The sequence below is a fragment of the Herbaspirillum sp. Her2 genome, assembly GCF_057961375.1.
Map to the genome: position 1 here is coordinate 1,918,750 of NZ_CM176331.1, position 18,629 is coordinate 1,937,378.

At 64.0% G+C, this 18,629-nt stretch carries 14 protein-coding genes; 10 read left to right on the top strand and 4 right to left on the bottom strand.

Features of this window, described 5'->3' with window-relative positions; translation table 11 throughout:
• Positions 1-90 precede the first annotated feature (90 nt).
• From ACWHXP_RS08700 to ACWHXP_RS08710, 3 genes are all read left to right on the top strand, one after another.
• Entirely contained in the window at positions 91-1,362 is a 1,272-nt protein-coding gene (locus ACWHXP_RS08700; protein ID WP_489633997.1) for an FAD-dependent oxidoreductase, read from the top strand.
• Between the two features lie 238 nt (positions 1,363-1,600).
• Positions 1,601-3,169, top strand: a complete 1,569-nt coding sequence (locus tag ACWHXP_RS08705) for an NAD(P)H-hydrate dehydratase (protein WP_489633996.1) — start codon at positions 1,601-1,603, stop codon at positions 3,167-3,169.
• Complete coding sequence (locus ACWHXP_RS08710) at positions 3,123-4,067, top strand: DMT family transporter (RefSeq protein WP_489625432.1); 945 nt, start codon at positions 3,123-3,125, stop codon at positions 4,065-4,067. The genes ACWHXP_RS08705 and ACWHXP_RS08710 overlap by 47 nt, the downstream gene beginning before the upstream one ends.
• Before the next feature lie 10 nt (positions 4,068-4,077).
• Here ACWHXP_RS08710 and ACWHXP_RS08715 read toward each other — a convergent pair whose 3' ends face one another.
• Positions 4,078-4,785 (bottom strand): ABC transporter ATP-binding protein, encoded by a 708-nt coding sequence (locus tag ACWHXP_RS08715; RefSeq protein ID WP_039788208.1) that lies wholly within the window; start codon positions 4,783-4,785, stop codon positions 4,078-4,080.
• Here ACWHXP_RS08715 and ACWHXP_RS08720 point away from each other — a divergent pair.
• Positions 4,784-5,461, top strand: a complete 678-nt coding sequence (locus ACWHXP_RS08720; protein WP_420840887.1) for an arylesterase — start codon at positions 4,784-4,786, stop codon at positions 5,459-5,461. The genes ACWHXP_RS08715 and ACWHXP_RS08720 overlap by 2 nt on opposite strands.
• 80 nt (positions 5,462-5,541) lie before the next feature.
• Here the strand turns inward: ACWHXP_RS08720 and ACWHXP_RS08725 are convergent, their stop codons facing one another.
• The 3 genes from ACWHXP_RS08725 to ACWHXP_RS08735 form a co-directional block, all read right to left on the bottom strand.
• Entirely contained in the window at positions 5,542-6,261 is a 720-nt protein-coding gene (locus ACWHXP_RS08725; RefSeq protein WP_039788210.1) for a glutamine amidotransferase, read from the bottom strand.
• A gap of 464 nt (positions 6,262-6,725) precedes the next feature.
• The gene (locus tag ACWHXP_RS08730; RefSeq protein WP_489633995.1) at positions 6,726-8,645 is read right to left on the bottom strand and encodes a SurA N-terminal domain-containing protein; all 1,920 of its coding nucleotides are present in this window, start codon (positions 8,643-8,645) and stop codon (positions 6,726-6,728) included.
• Positions 8,646-8,857: 212 nt separating this feature from the next.
• Positions 8,858-9,382, bottom strand: coding sequence for a TonB C-terminal domain-containing protein (locus ACWHXP_RS08735; RefSeq protein WP_259435006.1), 525 nt, complete (start codon positions 9,380-9,382; stop codon positions 8,858-8,860).
• A gap of 337 nt (positions 9,383-9,719) precedes the next feature.
• Between ACWHXP_RS08735 and ACWHXP_RS08740 the strand changes: the two genes are divergently transcribed.
• The 6 genes from ACWHXP_RS08740 (at position 9,720) to ACWHXP_RS08765 (ending at position 18,268) form a co-directional block, all read left to right on the top strand.
• Positions 9,720-10,808, top strand: coding sequence for a putative 2-aminoethylphosphonate ABC transporter ATP-binding protein (locus ACWHXP_RS08740; RefSeq protein WP_489625550.1), 1,089 nt, complete (start codon positions 9,720-9,722; stop codon positions 10,806-10,808).
• Between the two features lie 12 nt (positions 10,809-10,820).
• Positions 10,821-12,578, top strand: coding sequence for a putative 2-aminoethylphosphonate ABC transporter permease subunit (locus ACWHXP_RS08745; protein ID WP_489633994.1), 1,758 nt, complete (start codon positions 10,821-10,823; stop codon positions 12,576-12,578).
• Positions 12,579-12,659: 81 nt separating this feature from the next.
• The gene (locus tag ACWHXP_RS08750; protein WP_039788217.1) at positions 12,660-13,691 is read left to right on the top strand and encodes a putative 2-aminoethylphosphonate ABC transporter substrate-binding protein; all 1,032 of its coding nucleotides are present in this window, start codon (positions 12,660-12,662) and stop codon (positions 13,689-13,691) included.
• A 155-nt stretch (positions 13,692-13,846) separates the two neighbouring features.
• A complete protein-coding gene (locus tag ACWHXP_RS08755; RefSeq protein ID WP_489633993.1) occupies positions 13,847-15,049 on the top strand; it encodes a TIGR03364 family FAD-dependent oxidoreductase in 1,203 nt (400 codons plus the stop codon).
• Between the two features lie 569 nt (positions 15,050-15,618).
• Positions 15,619-17,280 carry an MFS transporter gene (locus ACWHXP_RS08760; protein WP_134222306.1) on the top strand — a complete coding sequence of 554 codons (1,662 nt, stop codon included), beginning with the start codon at positions 15,619-15,621 and terminating at the stop codon, positions 17,278-17,280.
• Between the two features lie 343 nt (positions 17,281-17,623).
• Positions 17,624-18,268 (top strand): LuxR C-terminal-related transcriptional regulator, encoded by a 645-nt coding sequence (locus ACWHXP_RS08765; protein WP_121040064.1) that lies wholly within the window; start codon positions 17,624-17,626, stop codon positions 18,266-18,268.
• Positions 18,269-18,629 lie beyond the last annotated feature (361 nt).

Sequence of the window (18,629 nt, forward strand, 5' to 3'; positions counted from 1 at the left end):
CATTCGGCCCGCATCGGCGCAGGGCCAGCCCGGCGATTCATGGCCGATGCCCACGACCACAGCGGCCCTGCCGCTTCCAAGACGAACAGAGTGAACAGCACACAACGACAGATCGCCGTCATCGGCGGGGGACTTTCAGGGATTTGCAGCGCCTACTTCCTGGCCGCCAGAGGCTATGAAGTTGCCGTCATCGAGCGCCGTGCGCACGTGGCCGAAGAAGCCACCTTCGGCGATTCAGGACTGTTGGCTCCGGGGGCGGCCATGCCGCTGACATTGCCGGGGGCCATGGCGACCTTCGCCTGCCGCTTCCAGGACGAGCCGCGGGTCCTGCTGGCCCCCGGTACCGATTTCGGCCGCCGGCGCTGGATGCGTGCCACGCGCCAGGCCCAGCACCACGATTTTGCCGGGAACAAGCTGCGCCTGACGCGCCTGTCGGCCTACGGCCAGAGCCTGACCCTGCAATTGCAGGCCCATCACAACCTGGACCATGAAAATGGCCAGGGCGTGTTCCACCTCTTCCGCCAACCGGCCGAAGCGGCCCGCATGGCGCAGCTGGAGGAAGCCGCCGGCCAATGCGAGTTCAAGCACCAGGCCCTGGACACGGCCGGCATCCGCACACTGGAACCGGCCTTCTCGTCGGAAGCGAAGCTCTCCGGCGCGCTCTACTACCCGGAAGACATGGCCGGCAACTGCGTGCTGTTTGCCAAGCAAATGCGCAATGCGGCCCAGGAGCTGGGGGTGAGCTTCCATTTCGATTCCACCGTCACCTCGATCAACGCCGAATTCGGCGGCCGCCTGACGCTGCACGTCAGCTCGCCTCATCTGGCCTCGCAAATGCGGGTGGATGCCGTTGTGGTGGCAGCCGGCATGTCCAGCGCCGAACTGCTGCGTCCGCTCGATACCGACCTGCCGCTGCTGGCCCTGCAGAGCTATTCGGCGCTGGTGCCGGTGAAGAATCCGGATGATGCACCCAGCATGGCCCTGCATGACGACAGCTACAAGGTCAGCATGACGCGCCTGGGCAGCCGCATCCGCATCAGTGGTTTGCTGGGCTTCGTGCCGCAGAGCCAGACCTTGCCGCCCAAGGCGCTGCGCAACCTGCTCAAGATTGCCGGCGACTATTACCCCAATGCCGCCAACTACAACCAGGCGCATTTCTGGAGCAATACCATGGCCCTGCTGCCGCACGGCCTGCCTGTGGTGGGACCGACGCGGCAAGGCAACGTCTTCGTCAACGTCGGCCACGGTGCCACCGGCTGGGCCGCCAGCGTCGGTTCGGCGCGCCTGTTGTGCGACATGATCAGCGGCGATGACAGCGAAATCCCGGTCGAAGGCTTGCTGCCGCGTGACGTGCTCGGCTGAGCGAGCAGTTGCCGAACCACGCGGTGCAGCCCGACCGCGTGCATTCTTTTCATCGATGAAAATCGCCGAAGCGCCTGCGCTGGCAGAACAATTCACTTAAAATCAAGCACCCGCGTGACCAGCGCTTGAGCAGGTGAATTTTTCTGCACTTGGCTCCCCAGCGCCGATCTTTAGCGGGTTCCAGCGATCTGCCTGCTGCACTGACGCCCATCCACTCAACGTCCCTGCCACCCCGATCATGAGCGCGCTCCATTCCGTTGCCGAGATCCGCCAGGTTGAACAAGCGGCCCTGTCCGCCCTGCCTCCTTACACCCTCATGCAGCGCGCCGGCGCGGCCATCGCCGAGCAGGCCCAGCAGTTGCTGTCTTCGACCACGGCCTCCTCGCCCTCGGTGCTGGTACTGGCCGGGCCCGGCAACAATGGCGGTGACGCACTGGAAGCCGCCTGCCTGCTGGAAGAAGCCGGCATCGAGGTGAGCGTTCAGCTGCACGCCGATGAAAGCCGCCAGCCTGCCGATGCGCGCCGTGCCCTGGCACGGGCGCGCGAGGCCGAGCTGGAGTTCATTGAAGGAACGGGGGATGTCCCGCTGCGCGCCCGCTCCTGGGCGCTGGTGATCGACGGACTGTTCGGCATCGGCCTGACGCGCCCGCCGGGCCCGACCCTGCGGCCCATCATCGAGTACATCAACAGCCTGCGCTGCCCGGTGCTGTCCATCGATGTCCCCAGCGGACTGAATGCCGATACCGGCAGCATCGTGGGCGGCCGCGAGGGCGTGGCGGTGCAGGCCACCCATACCCTGAGCTTCATCGGCGACAAGCCGGGACTGCACACTTGTGACGGCAGCGACCACAGCGGCCAGATCGTGGTCGACGCGCTGGAGATCCACACCGCCCTGCTGCCGCCGGCGCGTGCCTTCCTGAATGGTCCGCAGAGTTTTGCCACCGCGCTCAAGCCACGTGCCAACAACAGCCACAAGGGCAGCTACGGCGACGTCATCGTGGTGGGCGGTGCGCGCGGCATGGCCGGTGCGCCGGTGCTGGCGGCGCGCACCGCCGCCTTCGGCGGGGCTGGACGGGTCTATGTGGCCTTCGTCGACGATGGCCCGGCCTATGACGACAAGCATCCCGAACTGATGTTCCGCCTGGCCGACCGTGTCGAATTCGGCGCCAGCGCGGCGCTGGTGATCGGACCCGGCCTGGGTACCTCGCGCCATGCGCATGACATCCTGGCGCGGGCGCTCGACAGCGAAGCCGACATCGTGGTCGATGCCGATGCCCTGAACCTGATCTCGGCCGAACCCACGCTGCAGCACAAGCTGCATCGCCGCAGCCAGCGCAGCAAGGAGGCCTGCAGCATCATCACGCCCCATCCGCTGGAGGCAGCACGCCTGCTCGACAGCACCACCCAGCAAATCCAGCAGGACCGCCCGCAGGCCGCGCGCCTGCTGGCCCGCCAGTTCAACGTCATCACCGTGCTCAAGGGCGCGGGGACCGTCATCGCCTTCCCCGATGGCGAGATCGCCATCAACCCCAGCGGCAATCCTGCTCTGTCCACCGCCGGCACCGGCGACGTGCTGTCCGGCCTGTGCGGCGCACTGCTGGCGCAGGGCTGGCCGACCCGTGCCGCGGCACTGGCCGCCACCTGGATCCATGGCGCCGCCGCCGACCAGCTGGTGGCTGCCGGCCAGGGGCCAGTGGGGCTGACCGCCAGCGAATTCATCCCGGCCATCCGTGCCGTGTTCAACCAGATCCTCCGAGACCATGTCCAGCGCCGTCCTGCCTTACATCCGCATCGCCCACAACCATAAGCTGGGCATCATTTTCCTCATCGCGGGCCTGTGGACGCTGTCCCTGCTCGATACGGCCGGCAAGCTGCTGGCGCTGGCCGGGTATCACGTGGTGATGATTGCGTGGATGCGCTACACCATCAACCTGTTCTTCATGGCGGCCACATTGGCACCGCTTTACCGGCGGCGTCACGGGCGCAGCATCCTGAAGTCGAACCGGCTGGGACTGCAGTTGGGGCGCGGCGCACTGCTGCTGGCCTCGACGCTGATTTTCTTCTCGGTGTTGAAGATCGTACCGCTGGCCGAAGGCACGGCCATGAACTTCTGCGCGCCCATGATCGTGCTGGCGATTTCTCCCTGGCTGCTGGGCGAGCGCAGCTATCTGTCACGCTGGATTGCGGTGCTGATCGGTTTTACGGGCATGCTGATCGTGATCCGCCCCAGCGGCGACATCCCGCCGGTGGGCGTGGCGCTGGGATTGGTCTCGGCCTTCACCCAGGCCTTGCTATCCATCCTCAACCGCAAGGCCAGCCAGGCGGACAATCCTATGGTGACGCTGTTCTATGGCGCGCTGGTGGGCAGCATCGTCTCGACTCTGCTGGTGCCCTTCTTCTGGACCAGCCATACGCCGACGGTGGTGGAACTGGCGATCCTGGTCTCGACCGGCATCACCAGCACCATTGGCCATTTCCTGCAGAACTCGGCCTACCGGCACGCGGAAGCCTCGGTGCTCACGCCCTTCTTCTACGCCCAGATCATCTCGGCCTGCGGCATGGGCTGGCTGGTCTTCGGGCAGTTCCCGGACCAGATCACGGTGCTGGGCATTGCCATCATCTGCACCAGCGGCATCGGCATTGCCTATATCGAACACAAGCGGGCGCACCCGCTGCCGCCGGCCGATCCGATGGAATCCGTCTGATCGGTCGGAATTACTTCACCAGCCGTCCGGCCGCGATGGTCAGGGTGCGCTCACAGCGCGCCGCGATGCCGGGGTCATGGGTCACCAGCACCAGCGTGGAGCCGCGCTCGCGGTTCAGTTCGAACATCAACTGAATGACCGATTCGCCGGTCGCCGCATCGAGGCTGCCAGTCGGCTCATCCGCGAACAGCAGTGGCGGCTCGGTGACGAAGGCGCGCGCCAGCGCCACGCGCTGCTGCTCACCGCCGGAGAGATATTTGGGATAGTGCTTCAGCCGGCTGCCCAGCCCCACGCGGCCCAGCATCTGTTCAGCCTTGGATCGGGCCTGGCTGTCCCCGCGCAGTTCCAGCGGCAGCATCACGTTTTCCAGGGCATTGAGGTGCCCGAGCAACTGGAAGGACTGGAACACGAACCCCAGCTTGCGCTTTCTCAGCAGCGCCCGGCCGTCTTCGTCGAGGGCGTAGATGTCTTCACCATCGAGCCGCACAGAACCTTCGCTGGGCGTATCCAGTCCAGCCAACAGGCCCAGCAAGGTGGACTTGCCGGAGCCGGAGGCGCCGACGATGGCCACCGTGGTCCCGGCGGCCACGGTAAAATCGATGTCGCTCAGGATGGTCAGCCGGCCGGCAGGCGCGGAGACATCGGCAACGTGTTTGGATAACTGAAGGACTTCAATGGCGGCAATGACGGCGGAACTGGCAGGAGCGGAAGCAGGCATGCAGGGCAATCGGGCAAGAGGGTCCGGAACAGGGGCGAGGCGCAAGGCGCTGTTGGGCGCGGCAGTGCGGCTGCTGGCGGGCGTCGCGCTGGTGGTCGCGGCGACGAGCGCTTATTCTGCCCCAAAAAACCTGCTCGTGCTCGGCGACAGCCTCTCGGCCGAATACGGTCTGCAGCGCGGCACCGGCTGGACCGGCCTGCTGCAGCAGCGGCTGCAACAGAGCAAAGCGGATTACCGGGTGGTCAACGCCAGCATCAGCGGCGACACCACCATCGGCGGGCGCAACCGCCTGCCGGCGCTGATGACGCAGCACAAGCCGGAGGTCCTGGTGATCGAACTGGGCGCCAACGATGCCCTGCGCGGCCTGCCGCTGAAGACCAGCCAGGACAACCTGCAGGCCATGATCGACCTGGCGCGCCAGCAGAAGGCCAAGGTGCTGCTGGTGGGCATGCAGATTCCGCCCAATTACGGTCCCGACTACACGCGCCGCTTCGCCGGGATGTACCAGGATCTGGCCAAGAGCAACAAGGTGGCACTGGTGCCGTTCTTCTTCGAGGGGATTGCCGCCGATCTTTCGCTGTTCCAGGCCGACCGCATCCATCCCAATGAACAGGCCCAGCCCAGGCTGCTGGACAATGTGTGGCCGCATCTGAAGCCGCTGGTCGGGGTGAAGTAAGCGCCCTCTCCGTTGCGACAAAAAACAAAGCCCCTGTGCCATCGCTGGCCACAGGGGCTATTTCATTGAGCGCAGGCGCTTCAATGCCGTGCGTACAACTCCAGGAATCGCCGCAGCAATCCGGTCGATTGCGGCGTGTCACACACCTTCTCGCACAGCGCCTGGGCATCGATGCCGCAGCCACGATAGATATCGGTGTAGTAATGCAGGTGCGCCCGCACGAACTCCGGCGAAAACTCGGGGTGGAACTGGGTCGAATAGACGTTGTGCTTGTGCTTGATGACGTGGTGGGGATCCATCGGCGAACGCGCCATGACGATGGCATCCTTGGGCGGACGCAGCACCGACTGCATGTGCAGCATGTGGGCCGGGAACTCCGAAGGCAGCACGCCCAGCAATTCATCCTGGCGGCAGCATTCCAGCGTCTTCACGTGCATGGTGCCGGCCGCGCGGCCGGCCGGGTTGTAGCCGACTTCGCCGCCAAAGGCGTGGGTCAGCAGCTGGTGGCCGTAGCAGATGCCAAACATGGGGGTGTCGAGCTCGGCGGCGTCGCGGATCCATTCGGCGGTGCGCTCGCTCCAGTCTTCCTTGTCGGTCACCATGGCCGGTGAGCCGGTGATGAAGACTGCCCGGTAGCTGCGCGGGCAGGACGGGCGCTGGCCTTCATAGACGGTGACGACTTCGATCTCGGTGTGGCACAGGCCGGCGGCGCAGCCTATCTGGTCGGCGTAACCACCGTAGTTGGTCTTGAGGGCGGGATTGGCATCGCCGGTTTGTATGATCAGGACTGGGGCAGGCATAAAAACGTGGTCGTATTCAGGGCAAGACTCGCATCGGACGCACTCCTCGTGGAAATACCCCCTGCGATGCTTTTCGAATGTCGACTGGAGAAAGCGACAACAAGTACGGCAGCCGTTTGTTTCCGAAACGGCGCAACATGACGTGCGGATGACAGGAAATTCATCTCGACAGCACAAAAACTGCCTTTTCCCGCTAGATGGAAAGCTGACGAAACGCCAACGGCGATGGAAGAAATGAAGCGGATTCCCCGGTGCCGGCTCCCTTGTGCATCCCGCCCGAATGCAGCGCCGGTGTCCATGATGAAACAAAAAGGGCCGCTGGAAAAGCGGCCCGTGTAAATTTTTTAGCAAATTGTGGCAGTCATGCCGACAATTCCCCGCCTTGGGGCGGCACTGCGCACCGATTCACGATCCCGGTGCGCCCTCTGCACGCATTGCCCCAAAGGCGGGCCATGCCCTTCACCTTACTTGGCGGCGTCATCCGCGCTGACGGCGGCGGCGCCCTTCAACAGCTTGGTCTTGGCCTTCTCGCGCAGATAGTCCAGGTAACCCAGTGCTTCCTGCTGCGACAAGGCGGCGGTGATCTGTTCCTGCTCGGCCTTGCGGCGCGCGGTGTCGACCGTCTTGGGCTGTTCCACCTTGGTGATGCGGTAGATCTGGTAGCCCATGCCCGGGGTCTCGGCGCCGACGTAGGCCGGCAGCTTGGCGGTATCGGCCTTCATGACGGCGTTGAAGGCTTCCTGGGTCCAGCCCTCGGACTTCACGCGCGAGACCACCTTGGCATCGCTGAAACCAGTCGCATCATCCTTGGCTTGCAGCTGCGCCAGACGTTCCTGGCCGGCCTTGACCGCCAGCGACTGCTCTTCGGCCAACAGAACGGCCTTCTGCACATCGGCCTTGACTTCCTCGAACGGACGCTTGGCCACCGGCTTGTAGCTGGTCATGCGGCCGGCCACCAGGGTGTTGGGGGCGATCTGCACGGCTTCGGTATTGTGCTTGGCCTTGATCACATCGTCGGTGAACAGGGCGGCCAGGAACTTGCCATTGTTGTACGGCGCAGCGCCGGCAGCCGGATTCGGATTGCGGGTCACGCCCGAGGCGGTCTGGATCTTCAGCTTGAGCTTGTCGGAGACGGCCTTGAGGCTGTCGCCGTTTTCATAGACCAGGTTGTTGAACTGGTCGGCCATTTCGGAATACTTCTTGGCGGCGATCTGCTTCTTGATCTCGGCTCCGATCTCGGCCTTGACCGACTCCAGCGGCTTGACCGACGCCGGCTTGATACCGGTCACTTCGATGACGTGATAACCGAAATCGGATTCGACCGGATCGCTGATCTCACCCTGCTTCAGGCTGAAGGCGGCATCGGCGAAGGGTTTGACCATCGCACCACGGCTGAAGTAACCCAGGTCGCCGCCATTGTCGGCCGAACCCGGATCCTGCGAATTGGCCTTGGCCAGCTTGGCGAAGTCGCCCGGGTTCTTGCGCAGCTGCGCCACCAGGCCTTCGGCCTTGGTCTTGGCGGCCGCCTTGTCGGCGGCCGACGCATCCTTCTTGACGGTGATCAGGATGTGGCTGGCGCGACGCTGTTCTTCGGTGGCGTACTGCTTCTGGTTCTGCTCGTAGTAGGCCTTGATGTCGTCATCGGTGACGCTGGCCTGGGCGGCCACGGCGGCAGCATCCAGCACCACGTACTCGATGTCGGCCTGTTCCGGGGTCTCGAAACGGGCACCGTTCTTGTCGTAATAGGCCTTGAGCAGCTCGTCGGTCACCTTGGCCTGGCCAGCGTAGCTGTCCGGCTTGAAGTTGAGCATCTGGACCGTGCGTTCCTGGTCGTTCAGGCTGGACAGGTTCTCGGCCACGGTCTTGGGGGCGAAGGCGGTGGTCTGGATCGCGGCATTGAGCTGCTGCAGGGCCATCTCGCGGCGCAGGCCGGCTTCGTAGGATTTCTGGGTCATGCCCTGCGCGGCCAGCAGTACGCGGTACTGCTCGTTGTCAAAGCTGCCGTCCGGCTTGGTCAGGCCGGGGATCTGCAGGATGCTTTGCTGCAGCACCTGGTCCGGCACCACCAGCTTGCTGGCCACCACTTCGGCACCCAGAGCGCGCTGGGCGATCAGGTTGTCGAGGATGGCGCGGCGCGCCTGCGGGCTGTCGAAGATCTTGCTGTCGAACTGATTGCCATACACCTGGCGCATGCGGTCCAGCTGCTGGCGATGCGCGGCGTCCCACTCTTCCTTGGTGATGGTCTGGCCGGCCACCTTGGCCACGCCGTTGTCGTCGGTCAGGCGGCTGTAGCCTTCCAGGCCGAAGAAAGCGAACGACGGGAAGATGAACAGCAGCAGCAGGAACTGCATCAGACGCTGGTGAGTACGAATGAAATCAAACATGTATAGCCAATCAATAAACGATCTGGTCAATGAAGGACAGCGGGGTTCAGCGCAGACTGCCGCTGGTGCGCGCCCATAAGAAAAAAGGCGAACTCGCGTTCGCCCTGATCCGGCGCAGGCCCGTCAGGCCCGGGAGACACAACGCACACCGTCGTGCTCGCGCGACATTATACACATGCCAATGCCGGGCGGCATCTTTGGCAAGGCTGCCGCTAGCGGTCCATCTGGGCCAGGGCTACGCTGCGCAACTGAAAGCGGCCGTCGTTGTTGAACAGCCAGCTCTCCGACAGTTCGATGCGACCCTGCTTGAGCAGCGCCGGCGGCGGCTTGGGGAAGGGAGCGGCCGATTTCAGGCTGCCCAGGGCGCTGGCTTCGGCGTGCTTGTCGCGATTGCTGCGCAGGATCTCGCTCTTGACCAGATTGCCGTCGCCATCGACCACGTACTTGATGACGATCACCGAGCGCAGCAAGGCCTGCGGGCGTTCCACGTAGACACTGGTGAAATTGACCTGGGAAATGCGCTTGGCCAGGTCGACCTTGTAGCCGTCGACGGTGGTGGCGGTGGAGGTGGCATCCTCGGTGGTCTTCTTCTGCTCGATCAGGGAGCGCGCCAGCGCATCGCGCTCCTGCTGGGTGCTCTCGGGTGCGGAGCAGGCCGCCAGCATGGCAGCAATGCCCACGCCCGACATCGCCAGGCGCACGCCCGGCCGGCGGGCAGGCCTACCGTATTTGTTCATTTTCTCCTCCTGATCACTGTCCGATCTTGCTTCACTCGCCGCATGGCGTCAATGAATGATCTGACCGAATTTGGACAGCGTTGCGCCGCCCGGATTCCCTCGCCGCGAGAGCTTCCAAGATGATCCATAGCTTCAATCTATAGCAAGGATTCCGGGCTGCTATCACAGCAGGGGGTGTCATCCAGCAGTCATATTTGGCCCGTACCATCCGCTTGCCTCTGAACGGGCCAGTCCATCCGGCGAAAGTCCGCATGGGGACTGCCTTTGGGCAACATCGCGAACCAGCTGGAAACCCTCCGAAATGATGCAGACACCCTCTTCCGCCGCCGCCCTTGCGATGCCGGTTTGCCCGCCTGATGACACCGACGGCAACGAGCGTTTCCTGTCGGTGCGCGGCATCGACAAGCGCTTCGGCGCCTTCACCGCGCTGGACGGCGTTTCGCTGGAAGTGCGCCAAGGCGAGATGGTCTGCCTGCTGGGTCCCTCGGGCTGCGGCAAGACCACCCTGCTGCGCACCATCGCCGGCCTGGAGCGCCAGGATGCCGGCCAGATCTTCGCCGCTGGCCGCGACATTTCCGATCTGCCGCCGCAATCGCGCGATTACGGCATTTTGTTCCAGTCCTACGCCCTCTTCCCGAATCTGACCGTGGCCGACAACGTCGCCTACGGCCTGCGCAATATGAAGCGCCAGGCACGCCAGGAGCGCGTCACGGAAATGCTCTCCATGGTCGGCCTGGCCGGCAGCCAATCCAAGTATCCCGGCCAGCTTTCAGGCGGCCAGCAGCAACGGGTGGCCCTGGCGCGCGCGCTGGCCCCCTCGCCTTCGCTGCTGTTGCTCGACGAACCGCTCTCGGCCCTGGACGCGCAGGTGCGCGAACACCTGCAACTGGAAATCCGCCGCCTGCAGAAGCAATTCCGCATCACTACCCTGATGGTCACGCACGATCAGGAAGAAGCCATGGTCATGGCCGACCGCATCGCCGTCATGCAGCATGGCCGCATCGAACAGTTCGGCACGCCCGCCGAGATCTACCGTCGCCCGGCCACGCCCTTCGTGGCGGATTTCATCGGCCACGCCAACTGGCTGCCGTTTTCGCGCATCTCGGGTTCGCAGGTCACGGTCGGGGCCTTGCGCTTCGAAGTCCGCCCTGAAGAAGCGGAGCTGCAAACCGGTCGCCTGTTCTGCCGCCCCGAAGCGGTGGAACTGTTTGCCACCGAGTCCTGCGCCAACCGCTTCCAGGCACGCGTGATCGATCGCATCTATCTCGGCAACCGCTATCGCCTGGCCTTGGCGGCCGATGCCCTGCCGGGCCAGACGCTGCTGGCCGATGTCAGCGGTGAATCGCACGAGCGCCTGGCCGATTTGCCGGCGCACGACGGACTGTGGGTGGCGCTGCCGCGTCAGGCCCTGCAGGTCTTTGCCTGAGCCGGACCGTTCATGACGATGCAATCTTCCTTGCCGCCCACCTCCCCCATGCCTGCCTTGGCGCGCGATCGCACCCAAGCTGGCGCCCCGGCGGCGCGGCGTTCCCTGACCGACCGCAGCCAGTGGCTGCCGGGCGCGATGAAATGGATGCTGCTGGCCCTGCTCCTGCTGGGCCTGGGCGGTCCGCTGCTGTTCATCCTGGCGCAGGCCGTGCTGACGCCCGAGGGCAACTGGGCGGGCAGCCAGCCTTTCGTGACGCTGTTCTCCAACATCAATTTCCTGCCCATGCTGGGGCGCAGCCTGTGGGTCTCCACGGTGACCGCCGTGGTGACGGTGCCGCTGGCCTATGTGTTCGCCTACGCCCTGCAGCGCACCTGCATTCCCTTCAAGGGCCTGTGGCGCGGCATCGGCCTGCTGCCGCTGCTGGCGCCGTCGCTGTTGCCCGGCATCGCACTGATCTACCTGTTCGGCAACCAGGGCCTGTTCAAGGAGTGGATGGATGGCAGCATCTACGGCTTCTGGGGCATCCTGCTGGGCGAAGTGTTCTACACCTTCCCGCACGCCATGATGATCCTGCTGTCGGCGCTGTCGCAGGCCGATGGCCGTCTGTACGACGCGGCGCACGCCATGGGCGCATCGCGCTGGCGCATCTTCACCACCGTCACCCTGCCGGCCACGCGCTACGGCATCTTCGGAGCGCTTTGCCTGGTGTTCACGCTCACCATTACCGACTTCGGCGTGCCCAAGATCACCGGCGGCGCCTACAGCGTGCTGGCCGTGGAGGCCTACAAGGCCGTGGTCGGCCAGCAGCAGTTCGGACGCGGTGCGCTGATCGGCTTGCTGCTGCTGGTGCCGGCCCTGCTGACCTTTGCCCTGGACGCCTGGCTGCAGCGCCGCCAGCGCGCCACCATGAGCAGCCGCTCCGAAGCTTACGTTCCCCGCCCCGACTGGCGCCGTGATGGCATCAACCTGCTGGCGGTGGCCCTGATCGCGGCGGCCATCCTGATGATGATCGTGGTGGCCATGGGGGCATCCCTGGTCAAGCTGTGGCCCTACAACCTGCAACTGACGCTGCAGCACTACGACTTCGACAACATGGATGGCGGCGGCTGGCTGGCCTACTGGAACAGCCTGAAACTGGCCTGCGGCACCAGCGTGGCCGGGACCCTGGTCATCTTTACCGGTGCCTGGCTGATGGAAAAGACGCGTGGCCAGGCCTGGCTCGCACCGCTGCTGCGCATGCTGAGTTTCCTGCCGATGGCCGTGCCCGGGCTGGTGCTGGGCCTGGGTAGCCTGCTGTTCTTCAACCATCCGTCCAACCCGTTCAATTTCCTCTACGGGACCATGACGCTGCTGGTGCTCTGCTCCATCGTGCACTTCTACACCACGGCCCATCTCACCGCCGTCACCGCGCTCAAGCAGCTCGATCCTGAATTCGAAGCGGCCTCGCTGTCGCTGAAGGTGCCTCTGCTGCAGACCTTCCTGCGCGTGACGGTGCCGCTGTGCCTGCCGCAGATGCTGGAGATTTTCCGCTACCTGTTCGTCTCCTCGATGACCACGGTGTCGGCGGTGATCTTCCTGTATCGCCCGGATACGGTACTGGCCTCGGTGGCGGTGTTGAACATGGACGACGCCGGCGATGTCGGCCCGGCGGCCGCCATGTCCACGCTGATCCTGCTGACCTCGGCTGCGGCCTCGCTCTTCATGCACCTGGCCGGCAGCCGCTGGCTGGCGCGGGCCCAGGCCTGGCGCCGTGGACGCGCGCATTGAGCCGGACCGGCAGCCCTACGATTTCTCCACCTTGCGTCCCCGACGCGTTTTCAACCCAGCCATTCACTGACGAAGGCCATCATGAAAAAAACCAAGCTGTTTTCCCTGTTCGCATCGGTGATCGGTGCCGGCCTGCTGTTCTCGGCCCAGGCCCACGCCGCTACCACGCTGACCGTCTACACCGCCCTCGAAGCCGACCAGATCAAGGCTTACCAGGCCGCGTTCCAGAAGGCCAACCCGGACATCGAGATCAAGTGGGTGCGCGACTCCACCGGCATCGTCACCGCCAAGCTGCTGGCCGAAAAAGCCAACCCGCAGGCTGACGTGATCTGGGGCCTGGCCGCCACCAGCCTGGCCCTGCTGGACAAGGAAGGCATGCTGACCCCGTACGCCCCGCAAGGCTTGTCAGCGATCGACGCCAAGTACCGCAGCGCCGCCAATCCGCCGGCCTGGGTCGGCATGGACGTGTGGGCCTCGGCCATCTGCTTCAACACCGTGGAAGCGCAAAAGCAGGGCCTGCCCAAGCCGACCTCCTGGGCCGACCTGACCAAGCCGGTCTATGCCGGCAAGATCGTCATGCCCAATCCGGCTTCCTCCGGCACCGGCTACCTGGATGTCTCGGCCTGGCTGCAGATGATGGGTGAAGAAAAAGGCTGGGCCTACATGGACGCCCTGCACAAGAACATCGGCCAGTACACCCACTCCGGCTCCAAGCCCTGCAAGCAGGCCGCCACCGGTGAATTCCCGATCGGCATCGCCTTCGAGTACCGTGCCGTCAAGACCAAGAAGGAAGGCGCACCGATCGACGTGATCCTGCCGTCTGAAGGCCTGGGCTGGGATATCGAAGCCACCGCCATCGTCAAGGGCACCAAGAACCTGGAAGCCGCCAAAAAACTGGCCGACTTCTCCGCCAGCAAGGAAGCCATGGCCCTGTATGAAAAGAACTTCGCCGTGGTCGCCATTCCTGGCGTGGCCAAGCCGGACGAGCTGCTGCCGGCCGACTATGAAAAGCGCCTGATCAAGAACGACTTCACCTGGGCCAGCACCAGCCGTGACCGCATCCTGACCGAGTGGAGCAAGCGTTACGAAAGCAAGTCGGAGAAGAAGCAGTAATTCCAGGACTTGCCCGCAATACCGCGCCGTCACGGGCCCGACACCTTCGGGCCGCACCGTGACGGCGCACGGAGAGGACCGCAGGACGCCGCCAGAGCGTCCCCGCACAAGACGCCACACGACATCTCGCAACTGACTCCGATGGAGCACTTCCCATGAACAATTCCCTCTCAGAACACGATCCGCAGCACTTCGACCTGGCCGTGGTAGGCTCGGGCATCCTTGGCCTGGCCCACGCCTATGCCGCCGTCAAGCGCGGCCTCAAGGTGGCCGTCTTCGAACGCACCGGCACGCCGCTGGGCGCGTCCGTACGCAACTTCGGCATGGGCCTGGTGACCGGCCAGCCCCCCGGCATCATGCTCGACCTGGCCCGCGAAAGCCGCGCCCTCTGGCTGCACCTGGCCGCGCGTGCCCACTTCAGCGCACGCGAAGCCGGCACCCTGCTGTTTGCCCGCAGCCAAGCCGAGCACGACGTGCTGCTGGAATTCATGACCGTGCGTGCACGCCAGTACGACTACCGCGCCTCCCTGCTCGAAGGCGACAAGCTGGACGCGCTCTACAACGGCCGTTTCCGCCATCACCGCTCGGCCCTGCACGGCACCGAAGACCTGCAGCTGTATTCGCGCGAAGCCATGCCGGCCCTGGTGGCCTACCTGCATTCGCAGGGCGTGCATTTCCGTTTCAACACGCTGGTGCATGGCACCGCCGACGGCCGCCTCTCGACCACGGCCGGAGAATTCCGCGCCGAGCGCGTGGTGGTGTGCTCGGGTCACGATTACCTGACGCTCTTTGCCGACCGTCTGCAGCCGATGAACCTGAAGCAGTGCCGCCTGCAGATGCTGCGCCTGAAGACTGAAGAAGCGGTGCCGCTGACCCATGCCGTGCTGACCGGCCTGTCCTGCACCCACTACGGCGCTTTCTCGGACCTGCCGACCGCCCGCGCAGTGCACGCGGAGATCGAGGCGAACGCCCCGCTGCTGAACAAGCACGGCATCCACCTTCTGGTCAGCCCGACCCCGTATCAGGAGCTCATCGTCGGCGATTCGCATCACTACGGTACCGATTCGCCCCCGTTCAACAGTGAGGAAATCGATGAACTGCTGATCGGCCTGGTCGAACATACCCTGGCTTCGCGCGTGCAGGTGATCGAGCGCTGGCAAGGCGTCTACGGCAGCAAGGGCCCGGGCCCGTTCTCGGCCCTGGCCATCGACGACCACACCTCGGTGGTACTGATGCATACCGGCATCGGCATGAGCGTTGGCTTGGGCCTGGGCGAACGCGTGGTCAAGGCGCTGCTGGAGGGCGACAGCCTGCCCACACCGACAGCGCAAGCAACCCCGGCCACCGCGCTGGCCTGATCCCCGCACCTGAGCGGTGACAGGGCGGTGATGCCGCCCTGTCACCGCCATCCCGCCTGCCGTCCCGCCCGGGAGGGCCTGCCGCTGATCCGCATGCCTGGCACGACGCTTCACTTGCCCGTGCTGATTCCTGACAGAAAAATCTTTTTGAGCATCCTCCCCAAAAGGCGAGCCGCGCGCTGCAGTCGCTGCGCCGCAATATCCACCACCACCCCGCAAGGCCTTGGCTGACGCGCTTTTTGCTGCTGCGTCGCAACCAGAAATCGACTTGCTGCGCTGTAAGCTTGTGTAAGTTTGGAGCAAGTCCTGCGTAAGTTTGGCGTCGCACACTCGCCGCATGGACAAGTGGGTCCTTACGCAAGCAATGCGAAGCCAATATCGCGGTTTGTGTCAGACGGGGAAGCGAGGGGTGTCGATGTTTCATGCTTTGCATGCTCTTCATGCTTTGTTCTCCGGTGCGTTCTTGCATAACGCCCCATTCGGCCATCTGTTGCATTGTTGCCCTGTTGCCCCGAGTACCTGGTTGCATTCCATGCAGTAGCACACTCATTAAAACCAAGGAGACAGACATGACCACAGCATCAGTCAATACGACTGCGCGCGGCATCACCCCGGAGGAGAAGAAAGTCATCTTCGCCTCTTCGCTAGGCACCGTTTTCGAATGGTATGACTTCTACCTGTACGGCTCGCTGGCGGCCATCATCGCCAAGCAGTTCTTTGCCGGCACCGACCCCAATACCGCGTTCATTTTCGCCCTGCTGGCCTTTGCTGCCGGTTTCATCGTGCGTCCCTTCGGCGCGCTGGTGTTCGGCCGCCTGGGTGACCTGGTCGGCCGCAAGTACACCTTCCTGGTGACCATCCTGATCATGGGGGCCTCGACCTTCATCGTCGGCGTGCTGCCCAACTACAACTCGATCGGCATCACCGCCCCGATCATCCTGATCATCCTGCGCATCCTGCAGGGTCTGGCGCTGGGCGGTGAATACGGCGGTGCTGCCACCTACGTGGCCGAGCACGCGCCCGAAGGCCGCCGCGGTGCCTTCACCGCGTGGATCCAGACCACTGCCACGATGGGCCTGTTCCTGTCGCTGCTGGTGATCCTGGGTGTGCGTACGGCCGTGGGTGAAGCCGCCTTCGCCGACTGGGGCTGGCGCATTCCCTTCCTGGTCTCCATCCTGCTGCTGGCCATCTCGGTGTGGATCCGCATGTCCATGAACGAGTCCCCGGCTTTTCTGAAGATGAAGGCCGAGGGCAAGACCTCCAAGGCCCCGCTGACCGAAGCCTTCGGCCAATGGAAGAACCTGAAGCTGGTGATCCTGGCGCTGGTCGGCCTGACCGCCGGTCAAGCCGTGGTGTGGTACACCGGCCAGTTCTATGCCCTGTTCTTCCTGACCCAGACCCTGAAGGTGGATGGCCCGACCGCCAACATCCTGATCGCCGCCGCGCTGCTGCTGGCGACGCCCTTCTTCCTGTTCTTCGGTTCGCTGTCGGACAAGATCGGTCGCAAGCCCATCATCCTGGGTGGCTGCCTGATTGCCGCCGTCACCTACTTCCCGATCTTCAACGGCCTGACCCACTTCGCCAACCCGGCGCTGGAAGCCGCACTGCAAAAGTCCCCGGTGATCGTCACCGCCGACCCGGCCAGCTGCCAGTTCCAGTTCAACCCGACCGGCACCAAGAAGTTCACCTCGTCCTGCGACATCGTCAAGGCCAAGCTGTCGGCCGCTTCGGTGAACTACCAGAACGTGGCTGGTGCACCGGGTTCGGTGGCCACCGTCAAGATCGGCGACCGCGTCATCACCTCGTATGATGCCGCCGGCCTGTCCAAGGAAGACGCCGCCGCCAAGGACAAGGAACTGTCCAAGGCCCTGGCTGACGACATCAAGGCCGCCGGTTACCCGAGCAAGGCCGATCCGGAGCAGATCAACAAGCCGATGGTCCTGCTGCTGCTGTTCATCCTGGTGATCTACGTGACCATGGTCTACGGCCCGATCGCCGCCTGCCTGGTAGAAATGTTCCCGACCCGCATCCGCTACACCTCCATGTCCATGCCTTACCACATCGGCAACGGCTGGTTCGGCGGCCTGCTGCCCACCACCTCCTTCGCACTGGTGGCCTTCAAGGGCGACATCTACTACGGCCTGTGGTATCCGATCGTGATCTCGCTGATCACCGTGGTGATCGGTCTGCTGTTCGTGAAGGAAACCGTGCGCAACAACATCCACGAGTAACACTCGCAATGAGGTGCTCGCCGCCCGGCCCCCAAGGCAGGACGGCGCAGCGCAAAGCCATACGGACCGGGCGCAATGATGATTGCGCCCGTTTTTTTCATGGGTGAGGCGTAACAGCCGCGAATGGGCGTGCTGAACGTGAACAGAATGACCAGATCATCTTCATCAAAAATCATATTTTTGATGAATTTGCAGCTATTCGATATATTTGATTGAAATGATTAAGAAAAACCGGTAAATTCACCGCTGAGAATAGGCATCCCGAGACCGCTGCGCGTGCCGTGCGCTGTCGCTGGCACACTGAGGGTTGCCACATCAATTTGCTCAGTGGGGGATCCTGAACATGAACATAGTTCTGGTGGACGACCAGATCATGATGCGCGCGGGCCTGCGTTGCCTGATCGAGAAGCTGGAAGGCCAACAAGTCATTGGCGAAGTGGAAGCCGGGCCGGTGGCCCTGCATGTGATCCAGAGCGTGGCGCCGGACGCGGTCATCATCGATATCTCCACCGACACCCGCAAGGGACTGGCCCTGCTGGCCGACATCTGCAGCAAATGCCCTGCCAGCCGCGTGGTCATCGTCGGCAACCAGCCCGATGCCGAGCTGCTGGCCGAGGTGATGCGCATGGGGGTAGCGGCCTATCTGCTCAAGCAATCCAATCCCGCTGAACTCGATATCGCCTTGCAGGCCGTCGCCCGCAACGAGTGCTACCTGACCCCGGCCGTGGCCAAGTCCATGATCAGCCACTGCCTCTACACGGGGCCCGCCCGGCAAACCCAGGCCGATCCGCTTACGCCGCGTCAGCACCAGATCCTGGCCATGATCGCCCATCGCAAGACGACCAAGGAAATCGCCTACGAACTGGACCTGAGCGAAAAGACCATCGCCGCCCACCGCGCCCAGATCATGGACCGCATCGGCGTGCGCGACGTGGTTGGGCTGGTCTTGTGGGCCGTCAAGAACAACCTGGTGGAACGGCAGACCTGAGCCCTCCTCCAGCAGCTGCTGCAGCCGTTTTTTCCTGATCTCTTCGCGCAACTTCCCGCGCCCTGTCTGTCCCCGCTCCTGCCACCCGGTACGCCAGTGCGGCGACTTTCCACCCCATCCTTTGTACGGACCAGCGCCCGCTGACCGCGGCACGCGTGCTTTCGCGCTTGCCTTGCGCAAAGCGCGGTCCTGCGCACATGGCCAAGGCGTCAACACGGCCCTAGGCAAGCGCAACCGGGCTGCTCGGTTTGCCTAGGAAATTTCCTATGTATCTCCTAGGACCAGAACCGATTCCGCCCGGCAATATTGCCGCCTACCATTTCTCCTGCAAGACCGTCCGTTTGAGCACAACTTTTTTCCA